Consider the following 20,558-nt stretch of genomic DNA (forward strand, 5'->3'; position numbering starts at 1 on the left):
TCTAGACGCGGGTCCAGCGGCCGCCACGCGGGGCGACCACCCCGCGTACCGTTCAATCATTGAGTATCTCAATGATTGAAGTATATTGGGCGCGTCCCCCTGTTGTCGCGCCAGAGGACCCCCCATGCGCTCCCGCACCACCCCTGCGCCCGCCGGCCGGTCGCGCCGCCCGCGCCTCCTGGTGGCCCTGCTGCTCCTCGTCGTCTGGCTGGGCCTGGGCGGGGCGCTCGGCCCCTACGCCGGCAAGCTGGGCGAGGTCGCCAGCAACGACAACGCGGCCTTCCTGCCCCAGAGCGCGGAATCCACGGAGGTGGCCACGCTCAAGAAGTCCTTCCAGGCCGCCTCCACGCTGCCGGTCATCGTGGTCTGGCAGGCGGACCGCGGCGCCGCCGTCGGACCGGCCCAGCAAGCGGCGGCGACGGCCGCGCTGCGGCGCGCCGCCGGCGTGGACGGGGCCGTCGGCGCCCCGTCCCCGGCCCTGCCGTCGAAGGACGGCCGGGCGCTGGAGGGCGTCGTCCAGGTGCGCTCCGACCTCGGCGACCGGCTCTCCACCACGGTGGACGCCGTCCGGGCCGAGGTCACCGCGGTGCCCGGCACCCAGGTCGGCATCGCCGGGCCGGCGGCGCTGCAGCAGGACCTCAAGAGCGCGTTCGCCGGCATCGACGGAATCCTGCTCGGCGTCGCCCTGGCCGTGGTGCTGGTCATCCTGCTGTGCGTCTACCGCAGCGTGGTCCTGCCGTTCCTGGTGATCCTCGGCGCGGTCTTCGCCCTCGGCGTGGCCTGCGCGATCGTCTACGCCCTCGCCCGGCACGGGGTGGTCCGGGTCGACGGCCAGGTGCAGGGCATCCTGTCGATCCTGGTGATCGGTGCCGCGACGGACTACGGGCTGCTGCTCTCCGCCCGGTTCCGCGAGGAACTGCAGGTGACCGGGGACCGCTGGACCGCGATCCGGATCGCCTGGCGGCAGTGCGTCGAACCGGTCGTCGCCTCCGGACTGACCGTCGGCCTGGGGCTGCTGGTCCTGCTGCTCTCGGACCTGACCAACAACCAGGCGCTGGGCCCCGTCGGCGCGATCGGCATCGCCTGCGCGGTGCTGTCCGCCCTCACCTTCCTTCCCGCCGCGCTGGTGCTCTGCGGCCGGGGCGCGTTCTGGCCGGCCCGCCCCCGCCAGGACGGCACCGCGCCGGTGCACGGCATCTGGCGGCGCGTCGCCGCCCTCGTGGGACGGCGCCCCCGCCGCGTCTGGGTGGCCGGCGCGCTGACCCTGCTCGCCCTGGCCGGCTTCGCCCCCACCCTCGACTCCGGCGGTGTGCCGCAGAGCGAGCTGTTCACCACCACCCAGCCCTCCGTCACCGCCCAGCGGATGCTCGCCGCGCACTTCCCCGGCGGCTCGGGCAACCCCGCCGTGCTGATCAGCGACGCCGCCGGCGCCGAGCAGGTGGCCGCGGCCGCGCGGCAGGTCCGCGGCGTCGCCTCCGTCACCGCCGGAGGCGGCGGTGCGCCCGGCGCCCCCGCCCGCGTCGTGAACGGCCGGGTCGCCCTGGACGCCACCTTGACCGACGCGGTCGACAGCGACGCCGCGATCCGCACCGTCGCCGCGCTGCGCAGAGCGGTCCACGCCGTCCCCGACGCGCACGCCCTGGTCGGCGGCTTCACTGCCCAGCAGTACGACACCCGGCAGACCGCCGAACGCGACCGCACTGTCATCATCCCGGTCGTCCTGCTCTGCGTGCTGCTCATCCTGATCGCACTGCTGCGCTCGATCGTCGCGCCGCTGCTGCTGGTCGCCAGCGTCGCCCTGTCGTACCTGGCGACGCTCGGCGTGGCCGCCGTCGTCTTCCCCCACGTGTTCGGCTTCTCCGCCACCGATCCGTCCGTGCCGCTCTACGGATTCGTCTTCCTCGTGGCGCTGGGTGTCGACTACAACATCTTCCTGATGACCCGGGTCCGGGAGGAGACCGCCCGGCACGGAACGCGGGACGGGGTGCTCCGGGGGCTGACCGCCACCGGCGGGGTGATCACCTCGGCTGGCGTGGTGCTGGCCGCGACCTTCGCCGCCCTGGGCGTGATCCCACTCGCGTTCCTGGCCCAGATCGCGTTCATCGTCGCCTTCGGCGTCCTGCTCGACACGCTGCTGGTGCGGTCCCTGGTGGTACCGGGACTCGTCCACGACCTCGGCGACCGCGTCTGGTGGCCGGGAAGGATCCGGAAGACCGGGGACTAGTGCGGCCGGCGCCCCGACGACCGGCGGGACCCGGCCACCCGGCCGGCCGCCCTGCCGGTCAGCGGGCCCGTAGTCCAGCCGGTCGTGGGGCAGGTCATCGGGCCAGCACTTCGTCCAGCCGCTCCATCGACTCGCGCAGGCCGTGCTCCATGCCGGCGGCGACCATCGCGTCGCGGCTCTCGACCGTCGGGTACACGCTGCGGCTGTGCACGCGGGTACGGCCGTCGCCCTGGTCCTCGAACGTCATCGTCTCCAGGCTGACCTGGTGCGGCGCGCCGTCGTACTCGAACGTCTGGATGACCAGCTCGTCCGGGACCACGCTGTGGAACACACCGCGGAAGCCGTACTCGCCGTGGTCGTCGGCGTGGATGTAGCGGTAGCTGCCGCCGGTGGTCGCGTCGAACTCGAACAGCTTCATGGTCATGCCGCGCGGGCCGAGCCACTGCGGCACCAGGTCCGGGTCGGTCCACGCCCGGAAGACGCGCTCGCGGGGCGCCTCGAACTCCCGGACGACCTCGATGAACGGAGTGCCGGGCTGGGCGACGATCGTGGTCTCGTTCATTTCTCCTGCTCCTTCATGGTGTCCAGGACGGCGTCGAGCCGGCGGTGGCGCCGCTCGACCTCCAGCCGGTACGTGTCGATCCAGCTGGTCAGCCGCTCCAGCGCGGCCGCGTCCAAATGGCACGGGCGCCGCTGGGCATCCCTGCTGCGGGTGATCAGACCGGCAGCCTCCAGCACCTGGATGTGCCGCGAGACCGCCTGCTTGGTGATGGCGAACGGTTCGGCGAGCTCGTTGACGGTGGCGTCGCCGCGGGACAGCCGGGCGATCAGGGCCCGCCGGACCGGATCGCCCAGCGCGGCGAACGCCCGGTCCAGTTGCGCTTCCGCTGCGTCGACCGTCACTGAAATCAACCAATCTGTTTATCAACCGATAGGTTGAATATAGCTGCGTGCCGGGCCGCCGTCAACGGTTGTCGACGGAGCATCCCGCGACGTGCTGGAGGCGCAGGGCCTGCCGGGCAGGGGGCGGCGCTCACCCTCGCCACGGCCCTGCGTGCGGCACCACGCCTGCGCCCCCACCGACGCCGAGGACCCCTCACCGGTCGCGGACTCCGACCGAACGTGCGGAACGTGCCGGTGGGGGCCGGGATCGGTCCCGATCGGTCAGGGCAGGATCTCGACGTACCCGTCGGTTCCGTGCACGCGGATCCGCTGCCCGTCCCGGATCAGCCGGGTCGCCCGCTCCACACCCACCACGGCCGGCAGGCCGTACTCGCGGGCGATCACCGCGCCATGGGTCATCAGACCGCCCACCTCCGTCACCAGGCCCGCGATGCCGACGAACAGGGGCGACCAGCTGGGGTCCGTGAAGGCCGTGACCAGGATGTCGCCCGGCTCGAGGACGGCGTCCGCGATGTCGAGGATGACGCGGGCCCGCCCCTCGACGGTCCCGGCGGAGACCGGCAGGCCGACCAGGGCACCGGCCGGCACGTCATCGCGCCGGTACGCCCCGTTGATGGCCTCGCCGTCCGAGGTGAGCACCCGCGGCGGTGTGAGCGCGCGGTACGACGCGAAGGCCTCCTTGCGCCGCAGGATGAGCCGGCCGTCCACCTGGTGCGAGCGCACGGCGTCGTGGAACTCGGGGAAGGTGAGGTGGAAGACGTCCTCCCGGTCGGCCAGCACCCCGGCCTCCACCAGGCGTTCGGCCTCCGCCATCAGGGCCTGCTTGTAGACGAGGAACCGGCTGATGATGCCGTACTTCGGGTACTCCCGGTATCCGACGAAGGCCCGCACCTGATTGATCATCCGCTGGGCGTCGGCAGCCTTGCGCTCCCCGTCCGGCAGGGCCCGCAGACGCTCCAGCACCTCCCGCTCCTTCTGCCGCGCCGCCTGCCGCCCCTGCTCGAAGCGCCGCTCGGCGGCGCCCGGTTCGAAGTTCCTGACGTTGTCGAGGATCACGGGCACGAGCGCGGTGGGGTGCTCGCACCACCGCGGCCGCGTGATGTCGATCTCGCCGACGCAGCGCATGCCGTACCGGTCGAGGTAGGCCTCGATGGCGTCGCGCGCCTCCGTGCCGCCCGCGACCTTGGCCAGTTCGTCGAGGAACCCGTCGTCCTCGACGCCCTGCAGGAACGCCACGACCTCCGGACAGGGGCGGATCACGTCCGCGACGTCCAGCAGGGCCAGTCCCATCTCCGAGGTGATGTTGTCGGGGGCGGACAAGGTGAGCGTGTCAGCCGCGTTCTTCTCGCCCAGCCACTCCCGCAGGTTGTCGTTGAGCCACCAGGTGGCCTCCATCCCCGCCATGATGGCCTGCATGTTCAGCGGGTCGGCGAGGATGCGCTTGTGCTCGGTGAACGCCTCGCCCAGGAACTCGAACAACTCCGGCCCGCTCTTGGTCCGGATGTCGCGCCGCAGGGCGGCGAGCGACGCCTGGCTGCGCTCGATCAGCTCGGTGACGATGGCGGGATCGGGCTCGTGCGGCGCGGATGCGTCGCCGGTCCACGCCCTGCTGGGGGCCTCGTCCGGGAGCGACGGGACGAAGTCGCCGCGGTCCAGGACGGTCTCCAGCGCGTCCCGGGTCAGCGGATCGGACCTCCCCACCATGTCCAGGAATCCCGTGCGGCTCGCGGGCGATCCCAGGGCCCTGCCGGCGTCGACGAACAGCCTCCCGCCGGCCTCCTGCATCGGCGCCATCGCCGTCAACTGCCAGACGGAGATGCCCAGGGGCTTCATGGGGTCGGTCATCATCTGCTGGTGACCGACGGAGACGTAGACGTGGTTGTCCGCGTCGCCGGCCACCGGGATGGGGAACAGCGTGGTGATCGGCCGGCTCTGCACGATCTGGAAGTCGCCGTCGACCAGGCACCATTCGATGTCCTGCGGGCGGCCGAAGTGCGCTTCGATCCGCCGCCCGAGCTGCACGAGCCGCACGGCCTGCGCGTCCGTCAGCGCCGGCACCTCCTGCCGCTCCGCGTCGACCGCCACCTCCCGCGTGCCGCCGGCGGGCACGGCCAGAACGGCCCGCTGCTTGGCGCCGACGGTCCTGGCGATGATCTCGCCGTCGCGCACCTTGAAGACGTCCGGATTGACCAGGCCGGAGACCAGCGCCTCGCCGAGGCCGAAGCCGGCGTCCACGGCGGCCACCTTCCGGTTGCCCGTGACGGGCTCAGCCGTGAACAGGATGCCGGAGGCGTCCGGGAGCACCATCCGCTGCACGACCACGGCCATGTCGACCGCGCCCCGGTCGAAGCCGTTGCGCCTGCGGTAGGTCACGGCCCGCTCGGTGAACAGCGAGGCCCAGCACCGGCTGACGTGCCGCAGGACCGCCGCGGACCCCAGGATGTTGAGGTACGTGTCCTGCTGGCCCGCGAAGGAGGCCGTCGGCGAGTCCTCCGCCGTCGCGCTGGAGCGGACCGCGTAGGCGGCCTGCTCGCCGAGCCCGCCGACCGCCCGGATGATCGCCTCCGCGATGTCCGCGGGGACGGCGATCTCCTCGATGATCCGGCGGATCTCCGCGCTGAGCGCGCGGATCCCCTCCCGGTCGTCCGGGTCCACACGCGACAGCTCGTCGAGCCGGATGTCGAGCGACGGCGCTTCGGCCATGGCGCGCCGGAACGCGTCCGTCGTCACGCAGAACCCGGCCGGCACACTGATGCCCTCGATCCGCGACAGCGCCCCCAGGTTTGCGCCCTTGCCGCCGACGGCCGCGACGTGCGTCTCGTCGACGTCCTGGAAGTCCAGCACGTACTGCTCGGTCATCGCGATACCTCCGGAACGGCCGTGCTCGGTCGCACCGCACTGGTCGGTTGAATTGCACAGGTCGGTCGAACTGCCGGCGCCGCCAACGTGGCGGGGTCCTTCGTCGCGCATGTACTCCATGCCCTCATTTCCGCAGGTAGTGGCCTCGGTCGAGGATTCTGCGCCACCACCGGGGCCTTGCCGCAAGCCCCCGGGTGCGCTATAAATTAGGAGAGGCGAGGAGAGGAATCTCCTTGCCTTTGCTGTTTTTCACTCGGTCGGAACGACGGGATTCCCCATTCGGGGCCGCGCCGGACGCCGAGCCGCAGGAACGAGATGTGAAACTTCGCACCCCCTTGTGCGGGTGTGGCCGGTCGAAGCCCCTGCTGACAGGGCGATGGACCCCGGGGCCACGCCTCGCGGGCCTGCCGGTGGTTGCGCGGCGCCTCGCGGTGCGGGACTGTTGCTACAGAGCAACAGTCTTGTCCGTCATCGCGAAGTGAGGTGTGGGTCCACGCGTAGGGGCCCCATTACATGGCTTTTTCCCCAGCCCGATCCCGCAGCACCGCGGCCGGTTCGCTGAGTGCTGCCTCCGCCCCGTGCCCGGTGGTGGTGCTCGACGCGGACGGGCGGGTCGTGGAACTCAACGACATCGCGTGCGACCTGCTGCCCGCCGCCCGCCCCGGTCTGCCGCTCACCTCCCCGGCGTGGCTCGCGACGGCCGGCGCGGCACCTCGTCCGGTGGCGGTCAGCGGATCGATAGGGGATCGATCCTTCTCGGCGCACCCGTCGGAGCCGGCGGACGGCGATACGGCGTGGTGGCTGGTGGACGAGACCGCATACCAGTCCGTGCTGCGGGAGCTGGAAGCCGAACGCGGACGGACGCAGTTCCTGATCGAGGCCTCCAGCGCCCTGCTGTCCTCGCTGAATCTGGAGCGGTGCATGGAAGTCACCGCGCGGCTGGCCGCGGAGCACCTCGCGGATGCGGCACTGGTCATCGCACCCGCCGCGGGCCGGAAACTGCCGATGGTCGTCTGCGACCACCGGGGCCGGCTCACCCGGACCGTCGTCTCGCACGCGCCGGACGCGGTGCCGGGTCTCGCGGAGGCGCTGCGCGGATTCCCGCCCGTGCCCTCCCGGTGGGTCGATCCCGCCTGCGCGCCGGACTGGATGGTCCCGGTCGGCTTCGGCGAGGTCGGATCGCTGGCGATCACGCCGCTCCCGGGCCACGGCGTGTCGGCGGGCGCGCTGATCCTGCTGCGCCGCGCGCACAAGACCGCCTTCACCGGCGCCGAGGAGGCGCTGGCCGGGCTGTTCGCCGCGCGGGCGGGCGCGGCGATGTCGGCCGCCCGCCTCTACGCGGAGCAGAACACCATCTCCGACACGCTCATGCGCGAGCTCCTGCCGCCGACCCTGCGGCACGTGGCGGGGGTGGACTTCGCGGGCGGCTACCGGGCCAGCGAGGACACCGACCGCATCGGCGGGGACTTCTACGATGTCCACCCGCCCGGGGAGGACTGTCCCGACACCCTCGCCGTGCTGGGGGACGTCGCGGGCAAGGGACTGGAAGCCGCGGTCCTGACCGGCAAGATCCGCAACACCCTGCACGCACTGCTGCCGATGGCCGACGACCACGCCCGGGTCCTGCGCCTGCTGAACAACGCCATCCGCACCAGCCACCACACGCGCTTCGCCACCCTCGTGCTGGCCTCGGTCCGCCGCGACGGGCCCGACGCGCTGCTGCGGCTGACCTCGGCAGGCCACCCCGCGCCGCTGATCGTGCGCCGTGACGGCAGGGTCGAGGAGGCCGACACCGGCGGGAGCCTGATCGGCGTCCTGCCGGCCATCACCTCCCGGACCGCGCAGGTCCGCCTGGCGCCCGGCGACTCGTGCCTGCTGTTCACCGACGGCGTCACCGAGGCCCGGGGCGGTCCGCTGGGCGACACCATGTTCGGGGACCAGCGCCTGCGGCGCGCCGCGGCCGAATGCGCCGGCATGCCCGCCGAGGCGGTCGTGGAGCGCATCCAGATGATCGCCTCGCAGTGGATCGGTGACGGCGGGCACGACGACATCGCCGTCATGGCCATCACCGCACCCCGTGGCCCGCACCCCGGTGCCGGGGACGCGGCTCGGGGCAGGCGCACCGCATGAGCATCTCCAGCGCCGCCCTCAGCAGTGCCACCAGCACCGACCTCACCGCCGAGCCGGCCCGCCAGGACGTCGGCGCCCGTCTCTCCGCACCGCATGCCCACGACCGGTCCGTTGCGTGGGTGGACAGACTGTGGGCCGCCATCCAGGCGGCCGACGAGTACTGGGCGGTCGACGTCGTGACCGACGCCCTCAACGCCGGGGTGGAGCCCGAAGCGGTACTGCTGGACGTCATCGGAGCCGTGCAGCACAAGGTCGGCGTCGAGTGGGCCGCCAACCGCATGGACGTGGCCGCCGAACACGCCGCCACCGCCATCAACGACCGCATCATCGCCGCCCTGCCCGCCCAGCGCCCCGCCGCCCACCGCGGCCGGATCACCGTCGCCTGCGTCGACCAGGAGTGGCACGCACTGCCCGCGCGCCTGGTCGCCGAGACGCTGCGGCTGCGCGGCTGGCGGGTGGACTACCTCGGGGCGCAGGTACCCACCGCGCACCTGATCGGCCACATCCACCGCACCGGGCCGGACGCGGTGTGCCTGTCCAGTTCGCTGCCCACCCGCCTGCCGCTGGCCCACAGCGCGATCACCGCCGTCCAGGCCGCCGGCACGCCGGTGATGGTCGGCGGCCTCGCCTTCGGGGTCGACGGCCGCTACGCCCGGCTGCTGGGCGCCGACGCCTGGGCGGCGGAGGCGCGCGGGGCCGCCGACAAACTCGCCGCCGGCCCGCTGCCCCAGCCGGCAGCCGCCCATCAGGCCGTCGACGACCTGCCGCACCTGTCCGACCAGGAGTACACGGCGGTCGCCCGGTCCTCCACCCAACTCGTGCGCGACACCTTCCAGCGGCTCGAGCAGCGCTTCCCCGCGATGCGCGAGTACAGCGACGACCAGCGCGAACGCACCGCCGAGGATCTCGCGCACATCGTCGGATTCCTCACCGCGGCCCTGTACGTCGACGCCGACGACGTCTTCACCAGCTTCCTCGTCTGGACGGCCGAGGTACTCACCGCCCGGAACGTCCCGGCCCGCTCCCTGCCGCCGGCCCTGGACCTGCTGGGGGATCAACTGCGCGACTTCCCCCGGGCCCTGCGCATCCTGGACGCCGGACGCGCCGCCCTCACTTCCCGCCCCTGACCCCCAAGACGCTGGACGAACCCGTGACCACCTCCTTCGACGCGGTCCTCCGCGCGACGCAGTCGCCCTCCGGTCCGCACGCCGTGTGCCTGGACCTCGCCGGCGACCTGGACTACGACACCTGCGGTGAGCTCCTCGACCGGGTGCGGCTCGCCCTGCTCGACTGCGAGGGCGTCAGGGAACTACGCCTTGACTGCGGCGACTTGCGGACGGTCGACTCCATGGGGCTGTCGGCGCTCCTGCAACTGCACCGCACCGCCGGCCAGGACGCGATCGGCTTCCACCTGGACAACATCGGTCCGGTCCTCAGACGCCTGCTCGAGCTCACCGGCACCTACGAGCACCTGACGGCGCCCGGCCAGGCCGGCTGACCCGCGCCGACCGGCCCCCGCCGTCCCGTCAGCCCGTCGGATCGTCACACGGATGCTGCCGGCCGTGGGCCTGCTCCACGCCCTGGGCCCGCGCGACGAAGACCCGGCTCTGCGCGGCGCGGCAGACCGCCTGGGCGGTGCACAGCGGCTCGGCGAAGCCTTCCGCCGCCGGGCTGTCGACCGGGGTGTACCGGGCGCAGCGCGCGGGCCGGGCCGTCGAGGGCTGCGGCTGCCACCCGAAGGAGACCAGGTGCGCGCTGTGGGCCACGGCGTAGCCGCGCAACTCCTCGAGGAAGCGCACGCCCGCGCCGTCCATGAACAGGACGCGTCCCATATCGAGGATGACGCCGTCCAGCGTGGGCGGCAGAGCGGCCAGCGCCGCCCCCAGCGCCGGGGAGGCCGGCCGGTCGAGATCGCCGCAGGGAGTGATCACAGCGGTAGCGCCGAATATCGCTGTCCGGACCTTGAACGACTCCACGTCGGGCGCCCTCAATCATCGGGGTGCAGCCCGGGGCGCGTTCCGCCCGACCCACGGCACGATGCCGCGCGAGGTTCGGCCGTCGAGGGCCCGCGGCCCGCCCGGGGGCGGGACCCGCGCCGCTGAACCGGCGGAACGAGGCTGGTGCTTCCCCTCCACCATTGCACACCTCGGCCCGCCGATGGCCTTCCCGACGGCTCTTTCCGGCCGGGAGCGCCCCGGCAGCGGTGTCAGTGGTAGGCGTGGACGACGGCGTGGCCCTTGCCACGGCCGATCATCCACTTGTTGACCGGCGTCGTGAGCAGGAACGCGATGACCAGTCCGCCCAGCAGGGACGTCCAGAACAGGGCCTCGTCCAGGTGGGCTTCCATCGCGCCGGGCACCAGGGCGATGATCCCGTTGTCGACGAGTTCCATCACGATGATGGAGACGGTGTCGGCGGCCAGCGCCACCTTGATCGCGGTCCTGAGGCCCAGGCCCGCCCGGCGGATCGCGAAGAGGGTCAGCGAGTAGCCGAAGACGAAGGCCAGCACGATCGCCAGCGCCATGGTGGGGACGTTGCCCCACCCCAGCGCGGTGCCGATGGCCATACCGAGGATCTCGCCGATGGCGCACCCGGTCAGGCAGTGCAGCGTCGCCTTCGCGGCCGCCGCCCACGTCACCCCTCCCACCTCATGCCCGGCGTGCTCGTGGGTGCTGCCGGTGTGGTGCGCGGTGTGGTCCATGATCCTCGTCCCCATTCCGTCCGGTGCGGCTGTTCCCCTGTCCACACAGCAGAACCATATACCCCCCAGGGGTATTCCGGCGAGGAAGTCGACCGCCACTGCGATACTCCCGCGCGGGTGCCCTACCGGACCTCGTTCGCACGGAACGTGCGGCGGTAGGCGGCCGGGGTGGTGCGCAGGGCCTCGTGGAAGCGGCGGCGCAGGTTGACGGCGGAGGAGAGGCCGACGCGGTGGGCGATGGTCTCCACCGGCAGGTCCGTCTCCTCCAGCAGGGCTCGGGTGGCGGCGATCCGCCGGTCCAGCAGCCAGCGGCCGGGGCTGATGCCCAGCTGCTCGGTGAAGCGCCGGGTCAGCGTGCGGGCCGAGACCTGGGAGCGGAGCGCCATCTCCGCGACGCTGACGGGCTGGTCCAGCCGGCCGGACAGCCACTCCAGCAGCGGAGCCAGCGAGTCGCCGACCGGCCCGGAGGTGGGCAGTTCGGCGTACTGCAGCTGGCAGCCCTCGCGGTGCGGCGGCATCACCATCTGCCGGGCGACCCGCAGTGCGTAGGCGGCCCCCTGGTCGGCGCTCACCAGGTGCAGGCACAGGTCCACGCCGGCCGCCGATCCGGCGCTGGTGGCGACGTCGCCGAGGTCCACGTAGAGCACCGCGGGATCGACCCGCACCTGCGGGAAGCGGGCGGCCAGCTCGGCGGCCTGGGCCCAGTGGGTGGCGGCCCGCCGGCCGTCCAGCAGTCCGGCGGCGGCGAGCACGAAGGCTCCCGAACAGATGCCGACGATCCGTGCCCCGCGCCGGTGCGCCCGGCGGACCGCCGCGATCGTCGCCGCCGGCACGTCGGTGCCCGGCGCCTGCTGCCAGCCGGGCACCAGCACGGTGTCCGCGCGCTCCAACGCGCCCAGACCCTCCGTGACCAGCAGGTCGTAGCCGGCCTGGGTGCGCACCGGGCCGGGCGGTTCGGCGCAGACCTCGAAGGCATAGCGGACGGGGATCGCGGGGCCGTGGTCGCCGAACACCTCGGAGGCGCAGGCCAGCGGAAAGGTCGACTGCGGGGACTGCAGCAGGGCCACCACCCGGTGGGGCGCCGGGGTCTTCGCCGGCGAGGAGGACGTCATGGCGCGAAAGTACTCCATGATGTCGTTCGGGACACTGGGGCGGCCGATAAGTCCGGACCAGGATGGCGAGCTGTGACGACCCCGCAGACGCAGACCCCGCCCCCGTCCCCTCCCCCGCCGCTCGGCGGGCCGCCCGCCGTCGGCCCGTCCGCCCGCTCCCCCTTGTGGGACCGGCGCTTCTCGCTCTACTTCACCGCCCGCGCGGTCTCCCTGATCGGCGACGCGATGATGCCGGTGGCCGCCGCGCTCGCGGTCGGCCCGCTGTACGGGATCTCGGGGGTCGGCTTCGTCCTCGGGACCTGGACCGGCACGTTCGTCGTCCTGGTGCTGTTCGGCGGGGTGTTCGCCGACCGGCTGGGCGCGCGCCGGATGATGGTCGGCGCGGACCTCGTCCGAGTGGTCACCCAAGGCGCGCTGGCGGCCGCGTTCTTCGTCGGGGCACCGCCGTTCTGGCTGCTGGTGGCCATGTCGGCCGTGGCCGGTGCGGCGGTGGCGATGTTCCTGCCGGGGGTGAACGGGATGGTCCCGCTGGTCGCCCGCGAACCGCAGCGGGCCAACGCCACGCTCAAGGTGGCCGACGCGCTCGCCCAACTGCTCGGACCCGCCCTGGCGGGGCTGCTGATCGCGCTGACCGGCGCCGGGACCGTGTACGCGATCGACGCGGGCACCTTCGTGCTCAGCGCCCTGTGCCTGGCACTGATCCGCCTCACCCCCGCCACCGCCCGCGCGGACGCCCCGTCCGCCGCCGGCAGCGCCGCTCGCCAGGAGAGTGCGCTGCGCCGCGACCTGCGCCAGGGGTGGCAGGAGTTCCGCTCCCGCACCTGGATGTGGGCGGTCATCCTGATCTGGATGGGGTACGGCGTGCTGATCTTCGGCCCGTTGGTGCCGCTCAGCTCGGCCCTGATCAGCGCCCGGCTCGGCGCCGACACCTACGGCCTGGCGATCTCCTTCCTCGGCGTCGGCACCGTGCTCGGCGGCCTGCTGGCGCTGCGCCTGCGCCCGGCCCGGCCGCTGGCCGCCGGCGCCGCGGCCATCGGCCTGTTCACCGCGCTGCCGCTGTGCGTGGCGCTCGGCGCCGGCCTGCCGGTCCTGCTCGCGGGCCACGCCCTGGCCGGCGGCGGCCTGGCGTTCTGGTCGGTGATGTGGGCGACCAGCGTGCAGACCCACACCCCGCCCGCGGTACTCAACCGGGTCTCCGCGTACGAGCTGTGCGGCTCGGTGTCCGGGATCGCGCTCGGCCAGATCCTGGCCGGACCGGCCACCGCCCTCGCCTCCCCGCAGCGCCTGCTGCTGGTCTCGGCAGGCACCTGCCTGGCGGGCTGCGCCGCTCTCCTCGCCATCCCGGCCATCCGCACCCTGCACCGCGCGGCCCCGCCGACGGCGGCGGAGGCGGTCCCCGGCGACTGACGTCACGGACTCGACGGGAAGCCCGTCAGTGTCTGGCCCTGGAGGAGAGCGGACCCCAGCGGCGTGCGCCGATGCAGGACACCGCCGCCCAGGCGGGTGCTCACCAGCAGCCCGGCATCGCGCAGCACCGCGACGTGCTGGCTCGCGGCGGAGAGCGACACGCCCACGTGACGGGCGAGTTCCGCGATGGTCCGCGGCGTGTGCGCGGCCTCCAGCACGGCGGCCCGTGTCTGCCCGAGCAGCGCCGCGAGGGGGCGGCCCGATCTGCCGGGATCCCCGACCGCCGGCAGCCGGTGGCGCACCGGATACACCAGGACGGGCGTGTGCGCGTCGTGCAGCAGCGTCACGCCCGTCCGCCAGCAGAAGAACGACGGGATCAGAAGCAGCCCCCGGCCGTGCAAACGGAGTTCCTGCGGCACCGGATAGTCGACCTCCAGCACCGGAGCCTTCCACCGGATACTGGGAGGCATGCCCGCCAGCAGCGCGTCGGTCCCGCCGTCCAGCAGCGCTCGGGCCCGCACGGCGCGATCGGCGTCGATCTGCGCCCGGATCAGATCACGGAACGGCGCGACGGCGACCTGGTGGTAGGCATGGAGGGCCCGCACGAGGTGCCGCAGCATGCCGACGCTGCCGTCACCGACCTCGCGGGCCCACGGGGGCACCTTCCGTTCGGCGGCAAGAGCGTTCATGTCCCGCCGGAGCACCGTACGCGGGCTGCTCAGCAGTCCCTCCACCCCCTCCGCCAACTCCAGCGGTGCCCCGGCCGGGGTCAGGAAGTCCGGGAAGTAACCCTGGCGTGGGACGAGTGAGGTGAGCATTCCCACCGACCGGGGCAGGGCGGGCCGCACCGAACGCCGCCACTGCCGCAACAGCACGCCGTCCTCGCCGCGCTGGATCCGGTGCAGGCTCAGGACGGTTTCCCACATCGGGGCGGGTCCCGCCGCCACCCGGACGCGTCCGAGATCCTCGCCGGTGAAGTGAATGCGTAGCATGGCGCCCCCGTCCCCCGGGGGGCTGCCCTCGGTCCCCCGACGGCTGCGCACTCTACGTCCGCCCGGTCCGGCGCATCCATCGATTTCCGGCCTCGTCCCCGCAGCGGGAAAGGAGCCGCGGCCCCATACACCACCGCGTCACGCGCTGCCGGGAACTCCGGCCAGAACTGCGAATCCCCTCACGGCCCGTTCCCGTGCCTACCGTCGAGGACACAGAGCAGACCTACCACCGCACAGCACAGCATGGAGGGGGAAGCATGAGAGCACGGATACGGGGAGCCACCGTCGCGGGGGTTCTGGCGGTGTCGCTGGTCGTGCCGGCGACGTCGGCCGGCGCCGTCGACCAAGGGCACGGCAAGCCGCCCCACGGGCAGAAGCAGCGCGTGATGCAACTCGTTCGCGACTACTTCGTCGCCCGGGACAAGGGCTGGCTGGGATCGCAGGGGGCCGACGCGGCCGTGACCCGCCTCGCCGACGGGCAGGCGGACGAACAACCCCTCAAGGCAGCCTCGGACCTGGCCCGGATAGCCGACGAGGTGGCGGCCGAACGGGGTCTGCGGGCGAGGGAAGTGCACACGGGTGTGGCGGCCGGACCGCACGTCCAGATCCGGGGCAGGAAGGCGACCGTTTCGGCGACCGCCGGGACCTTCCTGGCGTGGAACGACGAAGCGCTGGGCAATTCGACCCTCAGCGACAGGTACGAAGTCGAGCTGGAGCGGGTCGAGAAGACCTGGCACATCGTGCACGTGGCGTACGCGCCGATTCCCAGCACGGAGGCCACCTCGCCCTCGGCGACGGGGCCGCGGCCGATGGTGCCGGCGCCGTCGAAGGCGGCAGCTCAGGCCGCCGCCTCGGGTACGTACAACCGGCAGCGGGCCGCGGAGTACGCGCGCGTCTGGTCGCGGAGCGGCACCCTCGCGGGCACCGAATGGCTGGTGGGTGACCAGTACAACCCCGACTACGACCAATTCGGCAACGACTGCACGAACTTCGCCTCGCAGATGCTGCACGACGGCGGCTGGTCCAAGGCCGACGGCATCGACAACGAGAATCCCGACAACTGGACCGACGACCTGTGGGGCCCGCGCGGCCCATCCAAGACGTGGTCGGTTGCCTCGTGGCTCTACGACTACGCCGGCAATCCGAAGCGCGGCGAGAAGTGGGCCGTCGGCTCACCGGCGGACGCCGAGGACATCTGGCAGCTTCAGCCCGGTGACCTGTTGTTCGTCGACTGGGACCCCAACGGTCGGCCCGACGGCTCGATCGACCACACCATGCTCATCTCCGGCACCTACACGGAGCTGGGCTTCACCGAACCGACGTACTCGCAGCACACGCCGCACCGCAACAACATCCCGCTCAGCATCGGGATCAAGATAGCGACGGCAGACCCACCGACGGAGAATCCCGACGGCCCGATGAGCGGGCAAGGGCGCCGGCTGGTGTTCTACCCCGTGCATATCAAGGACACCTTCCAGACCGGTTGAGCCACCGACCCCGGCCCTGACCTTCGATGACACGAGGGCCAGGGCCAGGGCTCGGCCGGAGCTGTCAGGTGATCGTGCCGTTGGCGCGGGCTCTCCACAGCACGGTCCGGGCTTCGGGGGTGTCGAGCCGGGTCAGGCCGACGGCCGCCCAGTGCCGTATCGACTCGTCGGGGCTGTGGAGTTGCTCGCTGAGCGTCGGCAGGGCGGCGGGGGCGCGGGTGGCCCCGATCAGCTCGAGCAGCCAGCGGCGCAAACCCTGATCCTGCTCCTGCGCGAACTCGCCGAGCAGCTCGTCGACGAAGTCAGCCGCATGCGGGAGGAGTTGGTGGAACCCGTCCTCCCGGCGTTGCGGATCGCGCGTTCGCATCAGCCGCATCGCCTCGCGGAAGGTGTCCGTCACACCCGCCAGCCTATGGACACCCCTGGGGCCGTGCCACCCCCCTTGGTGCGCCCGGCTCCGCGGCACGCTTCGACGCTCAGGCCAGACCGGCCACATCCCATTCCCACAGTGCCCCGCGGGCATCCTCCCGGAAGCCCATGGCCTCATTGACGCGCACCATCGCGTCGTTCCCGACGGCGTTCCACGTCGTGACCGTGGCCAGCTCCGGCTCGTGTTCCCCGGCCCACGACATGTTCGCCTGCTTGAGAGCGGCGCCGAGGCCGTGGCCGCGATGGGACGGGCGGACGATGGTGTCCCACTGGGTGGCGTGCCGGCGGTGCGACGCGGCCAGGCCCAGCGAGGAGTAGCCCACCAACTCACCTGTGGCCACATGGCGCACGGCGCTCACGTACATTCTGAAACCCCACACCCGCAGGGTCCGGTACAGGGCATCGGTCCGGTCGGCGTCGGCCTGCTCGACCGCCCGCTCGCTCGTGGAACGGGTGGCCTCCGCTTCCGCGAGGCTCGCGGACAGCTGCGCGAGAGCCCCCACGTGCTCGGGGGGAACACCTCCGCGCCAGCGCAGGATCGCGTACCCGGGAGGGATCTTGTGCGCGTCCATCGCGCGCGCGTCGAGGTGCAGCGTCAAGCGCTGATACCGCGCTCCGGATACGGCTCCCGTTGCCTGCGCGAATTCCCTGCCGGGCTCCGGGGCCGTCTCGGAGCCCACGACGAACGCGTCGAATGCACGGACCTGCGTGTCCGCGAAGTGCTGAGCGGCGCTCGACAGCAGCGCCGTCCCGATCCCCCTGCGGCGGACATCCGGGTGCACGGAGAGGTGCACGATGTCCGCACGGTCCGCACCCTTCGCGCCGTCCGTCATGCCGACTGCGAGGACGCCGGCGGGATGTCCGTCGTACCGTGCGCCCCAGGCCAGCGAACGGGTTCCCTGCTTGGGACGGCGCAGCTGTCCGAGAAAGGCCGTGCGGCACGCCGGTGGGTCCCACGGGCGCTCCGCCAGCAGCGCCTGCCGGTGCGGCTGGTAGAAGTCGTCCAGCTCACCGGCCCCGTCGAGGTCCAGGGGCGTGATCGAGACGTCGCCGCGCCCGGTCATCGGGCCGGGTGGGCCGGCACCGCGGCCAGGGTCAGCTCGGGGCCGGTCGTCACCGTGCCGAACCGCGGGAAGTCGAGTCGGATCGCCGCCGCGTGCTCCTCCGCGGACAGGGCCGTCATCGTGTCCTCGGCGAAGACCAACTGGTAGTCCAGATCGTCGGCGGCACGAGCCGTGGACTCCACGCCCATGTTGGTGGCGATCCCGCCGAGCACCAGCGTGGTGATGCCCCGGTCACGCAGCAGCGCGTCCAGACCGGTGGCGTGGAAGGCCCCGACCGTGCCCTTGACCAGCACCTGGTCCGCCACCTCGGCCACCGCGGGGTGCAGTTCGCTGCCCGGCGGCTGCGCCTCCACCCCGGGCCGGTCCACCCGCACCGCCACCACCAGCGCGCCGGCCGCGGCACAGCGCTCGGCCAGCGCGCAGGCCGCTCGCAACGCCTCGTCCCCCGAGCGGGGTGCCAGCGGCAGGGCGATGATGCGCGGCATGAAGTCGATCAGCACCAGTGCGGTACGGGCGGGATCCAGCATCGTCGTCATGGCCGCACCCTAACGCGCTGCCGGGAACGCTGTGCGGGGTGTCGCCCGCGGTCGGATCACCGCCTCGCCCCGGCCCGTGGTGCGCGGCCCGCTAGGCTTCCGGACGACCGGCCCACGACCGCATCTCACAAGACGGCAGAACACCCTTGAGCGCAACCTCGCTTCGCCTGATCGAACCCTCCGACGGACCCGTCCTGGCCGCCCTGCACGCCCGGGACCGGGAGGCGTACGCGCGCTGGCTGCCCGCAAGACCCCCGGAGTTCTACACCCCCGCAGGGCAGACCTCAGTCGTCGAAGGCCTCCTGGACTCCCACAGCCGAGGGCTCGCGTGGCCCGGCGTCGTGGTCAGCGACGGGAGCGTCATCGGGCAGGTCAGCATCAGCTCGATCCTGCGCGGCCCGTTCCAGAAGGGATTCCTCGGCTACTGGGTCGCCTCGTCCTGCCAGGGGCTCGGACACACGAGCCGCGCCGTCGGCCTCGCGGTGCGGATCGCCGAGGACGAGCTGAACCTGCACCGGCTGGAGGCACACACCCAACTGGCCAACCTCGCCTCGCAGGCGATCCTCCGCAGGCACGGGTTCACGTCCTGGGGCATCGCCCACGACCACTTCCACACCGACGGCGCCTGGCACGACGAAGTGTTCTGGGAGCGGAGACTGGGCGGCAGCACCACTCCGCCCACTCCCTGACCTACTGCCCGGCCACTTGGTCGAGGGGCCGCAGGAAGCGGCGCTCGTACCGCTTGATACAGCCCGAGTCCTGCGCCAGCTTCAGCGTCTCCAGGCACTCCGGGTCGGACATGCTGTCCTTGCGGTACTGCTCGTACTCCGCGAAGCCGGGGAACGAGAAGAGGGCGTAGGCGATGTCGCTGTCCCCCTCACTCGGCAGGAAGTAGCCGTGGTGCGTTCCGCCGAACTGGTTGACGAGCCTGACCCAGCGGCGACCGTACTCCTCGAACTCGGCCAGCTTGTCAGCGTCGATCTCGTACTTGAGATGAATGGTGATCATGGGCGCCATCATGCCTCACCTCTCACGCGAGCCGATCGGGACCGGTTCAGGGGTGCAGCACGATCTTGCCGTGCGTGTGTCCCTGCTCCAGGTCGCGGTACGCGTCCTGGACGCGCTCCAGGGGGTACGTGCGGGCGATCGGCACCTCCAACTCGCCGCGTGCCGCGAGCCGGGCCAGCTCGCCCAGCACGACCGCACTGGCCGCCGCACCTTCTCCGTAGGTCCGTGCCCCGACCTTGGCCGCGGCCTGCCAGTCGCGAATCGTGTTCATCCGCTCGGGCCGCACACCCAGTTCCACCGCCAGCTCCACGTAGCCGTCGCCGAACGTGTCGATGAACGCGTCGACGCGCCCGCCGGAGGCCTCCTGGATCCGCGCGGCCACACCCTCCCCGTACGCGACCGGGACGATGTCGCGATCCTTCAGCCAGCCGTGGTTCCGCTCGCTCGCCAGCCCGATCACCGTCGCGCCGCGCCGCCGGGCGAGCTGCACGGCCAGGGATCCGACGCCGCCGGCCGCGCCGGACACGACGACCGTGTCGTCAGGGCCGGGGTCCACCGCGAAGACGGTGGCGTACGCGGTCGTGCCCGCCACGTACAGCGACCCGGCCACGTCCCAGGACAGTCCCTCCGGCCGGGAGGTCAGTGCCACGTCCTCGACCACGACGAACTGCGCGTGGCTCGCCCTGCTGTGGGTGTAGCCGACCACCTCGTCGCCCACGGCGAACCCGCGCACCTGCGGGCCGGTCTCCACCACGACCCCGGCCAGATCGCTGCCCTGCCCGCTGGGGAAGATCGCCGGCCAGCGGCCGTGCCGCGCACCCTCGCGGATCATCACCTCGCCGGGCTGGATCCCGGCCGCGCGGACCTCGACCAGCACCTGCCCGGGACCGGGCACAGGGCGCTCCACCTCTTCCACCCGGAGCACATCGATCCCGCCGTACTCGTGGAACCGGACCGCCTTCATCGCGCCATCACCGTTCTTCCTCGTCAGGACGACCGTCTTGCCAGGACAACCGCGGGGACGGTCGCATCCGCACGGTTCCGCAGCCACCGCGCCATCGCGTTCGTTCAACGGCGCAGCAGGAGGTTGTCTTCCCGCGACGACGGTCCGTTCACGAGGAAATGACTCGCTCCCGGCGGCCGGCACCCCTACTCTGCACCGGGTGATGACAGCCGATGGCGTGTTGCTCGTCCTGGCCCTGCTGCGGCGGGCGAGGGTGGAGGTCTGGGTCGGCGGGGGTTGGGGCATCGACGCTCTGCTCGGTGCGCAGACCCGGGGCCACCGCGATCTGGATCTGATGCACCGGCAGGACCAGGAGCCCGCCGTGCTCGCGGCCCTGGCCGCGGAGGGATTCGCCGAGACGCTGGACCGGCGGCCCATCCGGTTCGTGATGGCGGCGCCGGACGGGCGGGAGATCGATCTCCACCCGCTGGTCTTCTCCGCTGACGGATCGGCCGTCCAGGCGTCACCCGATCCGGAGCGTCCCTTCGTGTATCCCCCGGCGTGCTTCGTGACGGGCACCGTGCGCGGGACGCCGGTACCGTGCCTGTCCGCCGAGCAGCAGGTCTACTTCCACCAGGGGTACGAACCCACGGAGCGCGACCTGCACGACATGGCTCGGCTGCGCGGTGCCTTCGGCATCGCCACACACTTCTGAACCAGGCCGGCAGGCCGCGCCGCCGCCGTTGCTCACTTGCTCACTTGC

20 protein-coding genes are annotated in these 20,558 nt (G+C 72.4%); 8 read left to right on the forward strand and 12 right to left on the reverse strand.

All coding sequences use genetic code 11. The features are described from left to right. Positions 1-124 precede the first annotated feature (124 nt). A complete protein-coding gene (locus ABZ721_RS06295) occupies positions 125-2,224 on the forward strand; it encodes an MMPL family transporter (RefSeq protein WP_358787421.1) in 2,100 nt (699 codons plus the stop codon). Positions 2,225-2,318: 94 nt separating this feature from the next. Here ABZ721_RS06295 and ABZ721_RS06300 read toward each other — a convergent pair whose 3' ends face one another. From ABZ721_RS06300 to rph, 3 genes are all read right to left on the reverse strand, one after another. After that, positions 2,319-2,786: an SRPBCC family protein gene (locus tag ABZ721_RS06300; RefSeq protein ID WP_358787422.1), complete on the reverse strand. Its 468-nt coding sequence runs from the start codon at positions 2,784-2,786 to the stop codon at positions 2,319-2,321. Then, on the reverse strand, positions 2,783-3,127 hold the full coding sequence (locus tag ABZ721_RS06305; RefSeq protein ID WP_358787423.1) for a metalloregulator ArsR/SmtB family transcription factor: 345 nt from the start codon (positions 3,125-3,127) through the stop codon (positions 2,783-2,785). The genes ABZ721_RS06300 and ABZ721_RS06305 overlap by 4 nt, the downstream gene beginning before the upstream one ends. 261 nt (positions 3,128-3,388) lie before the next feature. Then, on the reverse strand, positions 3,389-5,986 hold the full coding sequence (rph, locus tag ABZ721_RS06310; RefSeq protein WP_358787424.1) for a rifamycin-inactivating phosphotransferase: 2,598 nt from the start codon (positions 5,984-5,986) through the stop codon (positions 3,389-3,391). A 513-nt stretch (positions 5,987-6,499) separates the two neighbouring features. Between rph and ABZ721_RS06315 the strand changes: the two genes are divergently transcribed. Genes ABZ721_RS06315 through ABZ721_RS06325 form a run of 3 tightly spaced genes read left to right on the forward strand, consistent with a single transcriptional unit; the run spans position 6,500 to position 9,614 of the window. Beyond that, entirely contained in the window at positions 6,500-8,116 is a 1,617-nt protein-coding gene (locus ABZ721_RS06315; RefSeq protein WP_358787425.1) for a PP2C family protein-serine/threonine phosphatase, read from the forward strand. Next, positions 8,113-9,243: a cobalamin-dependent protein gene (locus tag ABZ721_RS06320; protein WP_358787426.1), complete on the forward strand. Its 1,131-nt coding sequence runs from the start codon at positions 8,113-8,115 to the stop codon at positions 9,241-9,243. Before ABZ721_RS06315 ends, ABZ721_RS06320 begins: the two co-directional genes overlap by 4 nt. A gap of 23 nt (positions 9,244-9,266) precedes the next feature. After that, positions 9,267-9,614 (forward strand): STAS domain-containing protein, encoded by a 348-nt coding sequence (locus tag ABZ721_RS06325; RefSeq protein ID WP_358787427.1) that lies wholly within the window; start codon positions 9,267-9,269, stop codon positions 9,612-9,614. Positions 9,615-9,642: 28 nt separating this feature from the next. Here the strand turns inward: ABZ721_RS06325 and ABZ721_RS06330 are convergent, their stop codons facing one another. The 3 genes from ABZ721_RS06330 to ABZ721_RS06340 form a co-directional block, all read right to left on the reverse strand. Next, a complete protein-coding gene (locus ABZ721_RS06330) occupies positions 9,643-10,047 on the reverse strand; it encodes an STAS domain-containing protein (protein WP_358787428.1) in 405 nt (134 codons plus the stop codon). A gap of 275 nt (positions 10,048-10,322) precedes the next feature. Then, positions 10,323-10,817: a DUF4396 domain-containing protein gene (locus ABZ721_RS06335; RefSeq protein ID WP_358787429.1), complete on the reverse strand. Its 495-nt coding sequence runs from the start codon at positions 10,815-10,817 to the stop codon at positions 10,323-10,325. Between the two features lie 122 nt (positions 10,818-10,939). Then, positions 10,940-11,929, reverse strand: coding sequence for a helix-turn-helix domain-containing protein (locus ABZ721_RS06340; RefSeq protein ID WP_358787430.1), 990 nt, complete (start codon positions 11,927-11,929; stop codon positions 10,940-10,942). A gap of 72 nt (positions 11,930-12,001) precedes the next feature. Between ABZ721_RS06340 and ABZ721_RS06345 the strand changes: the two genes are divergently transcribed. Next, a complete protein-coding gene (locus ABZ721_RS06345; protein ID WP_358787431.1) occupies positions 12,002-13,336 on the forward strand; it encodes an MFS transporter in 1,335 nt (444 codons plus the stop codon). Positions 13,337-13,338: 2 nt separating this feature from the next. Here ABZ721_RS06345 and ABZ721_RS06350 read toward each other — a convergent pair whose 3' ends face one another. Further along, the gene (locus ABZ721_RS06350; RefSeq protein ID WP_358787432.1) at positions 13,339-14,328 is read right to left on the reverse strand and encodes a winged helix-turn-helix domain-containing protein; all 990 of its coding nucleotides are present in this window, start codon (positions 14,326-14,328) and stop codon (positions 13,339-13,341) included. A 257-nt stretch (positions 14,329-14,585) separates the two neighbouring features. On the opposite strand from ABZ721_RS06350, the gene ABZ721_RS06355 reads away from it, so the two are divergent. Continuing rightward, a complete protein-coding gene (locus ABZ721_RS06355; protein WP_358787433.1) occupies positions 14,586-15,815 on the forward strand; it encodes an amidase domain-containing protein in 1,230 nt (409 codons plus the stop codon). A gap of 64 nt (positions 15,816-15,879) precedes the next feature. On the opposite strand, the gene ABZ721_RS06360 is transcribed toward ABZ721_RS06355, so the two are convergent. From ABZ721_RS06360 to ABZ721_RS06370, 3 genes are all read right to left on the reverse strand, one after another. Continuing rightward, positions 15,880-16,215 carry a HEAT repeat domain-containing protein gene (locus tag ABZ721_RS06360; protein WP_358787434.1) on the reverse strand — a complete coding sequence of 112 codons (336 nt, stop codon included), beginning with the start codon at positions 16,213-16,215 and terminating at the stop codon, positions 15,880-15,882. 76 nt (positions 16,216-16,291) lie between these two features. Further along, positions 16,292-17,308 carry a GNAT family N-acetyltransferase gene (locus tag ABZ721_RS06365; RefSeq protein ID WP_358787435.1) on the reverse strand — a complete coding sequence of 339 codons (1,017 nt, stop codon included), beginning with the start codon at positions 17,306-17,308 and terminating at the stop codon, positions 16,292-16,294. Beyond that, a complete protein-coding gene (locus ABZ721_RS06370; RefSeq protein ID WP_358787436.1) occupies positions 17,305-17,844 on the reverse strand; it encodes an isochorismatase family protein in 540 nt (179 codons plus the stop codon). The genes ABZ721_RS06365 and ABZ721_RS06370 overlap by 4 nt, the downstream gene beginning before the upstream one ends. A gap of 146 nt (positions 17,845-17,990) precedes the next feature. On the opposite strand from ABZ721_RS06370, the gene ABZ721_RS06375 reads away from it, so the two are divergent. After that, entirely contained in the window at positions 17,991-18,533 is a 543-nt protein-coding gene (locus ABZ721_RS06375) for a GNAT family protein (RefSeq protein WP_358787437.1), read from the forward strand. A gap of 1 nt (position 18,534) precedes the next feature. Here the strand turns inward: ABZ721_RS06375 and ABZ721_RS06380 are convergent, their stop codons facing one another. Further along, positions 18,535-18,852: an NIPSNAP family protein gene (locus ABZ721_RS06380; protein ID WP_358787438.1), complete on the reverse strand. Its 318-nt coding sequence runs from the start codon at positions 18,850-18,852 to the stop codon at positions 18,535-18,537. 46 nt (positions 18,853-18,898) lie between these two features. Further along, positions 18,899-19,816, reverse strand: coding sequence for an NADP-dependent oxidoreductase (locus ABZ721_RS06385; protein ID WP_358787439.1), 918 nt, complete (start codon positions 19,814-19,816; stop codon positions 18,899-18,901). A gap of 202 nt (positions 19,817-20,018) precedes the next feature. On the opposite strand from ABZ721_RS06385, the gene ABZ721_RS06390 reads away from it, so the two are divergent. Then, positions 20,019-20,510, forward strand: coding sequence for an amino acid transporter (locus ABZ721_RS06390; RefSeq protein WP_358787469.1), 492 nt, complete (start codon positions 20,019-20,021; stop codon positions 20,508-20,510). The last annotated feature ends 48 nt before the right edge of the window (positions 20,511-20,558 follow it).

The sequence above is a fragment of the Streptomyces sp. NPDC006733 genome (genome assembly GCF_040636125.1).
GTDB lineage: Bacteria > Actinomycetota > Actinomycetes > Streptomycetales > Streptomycetaceae > Actinacidiphila.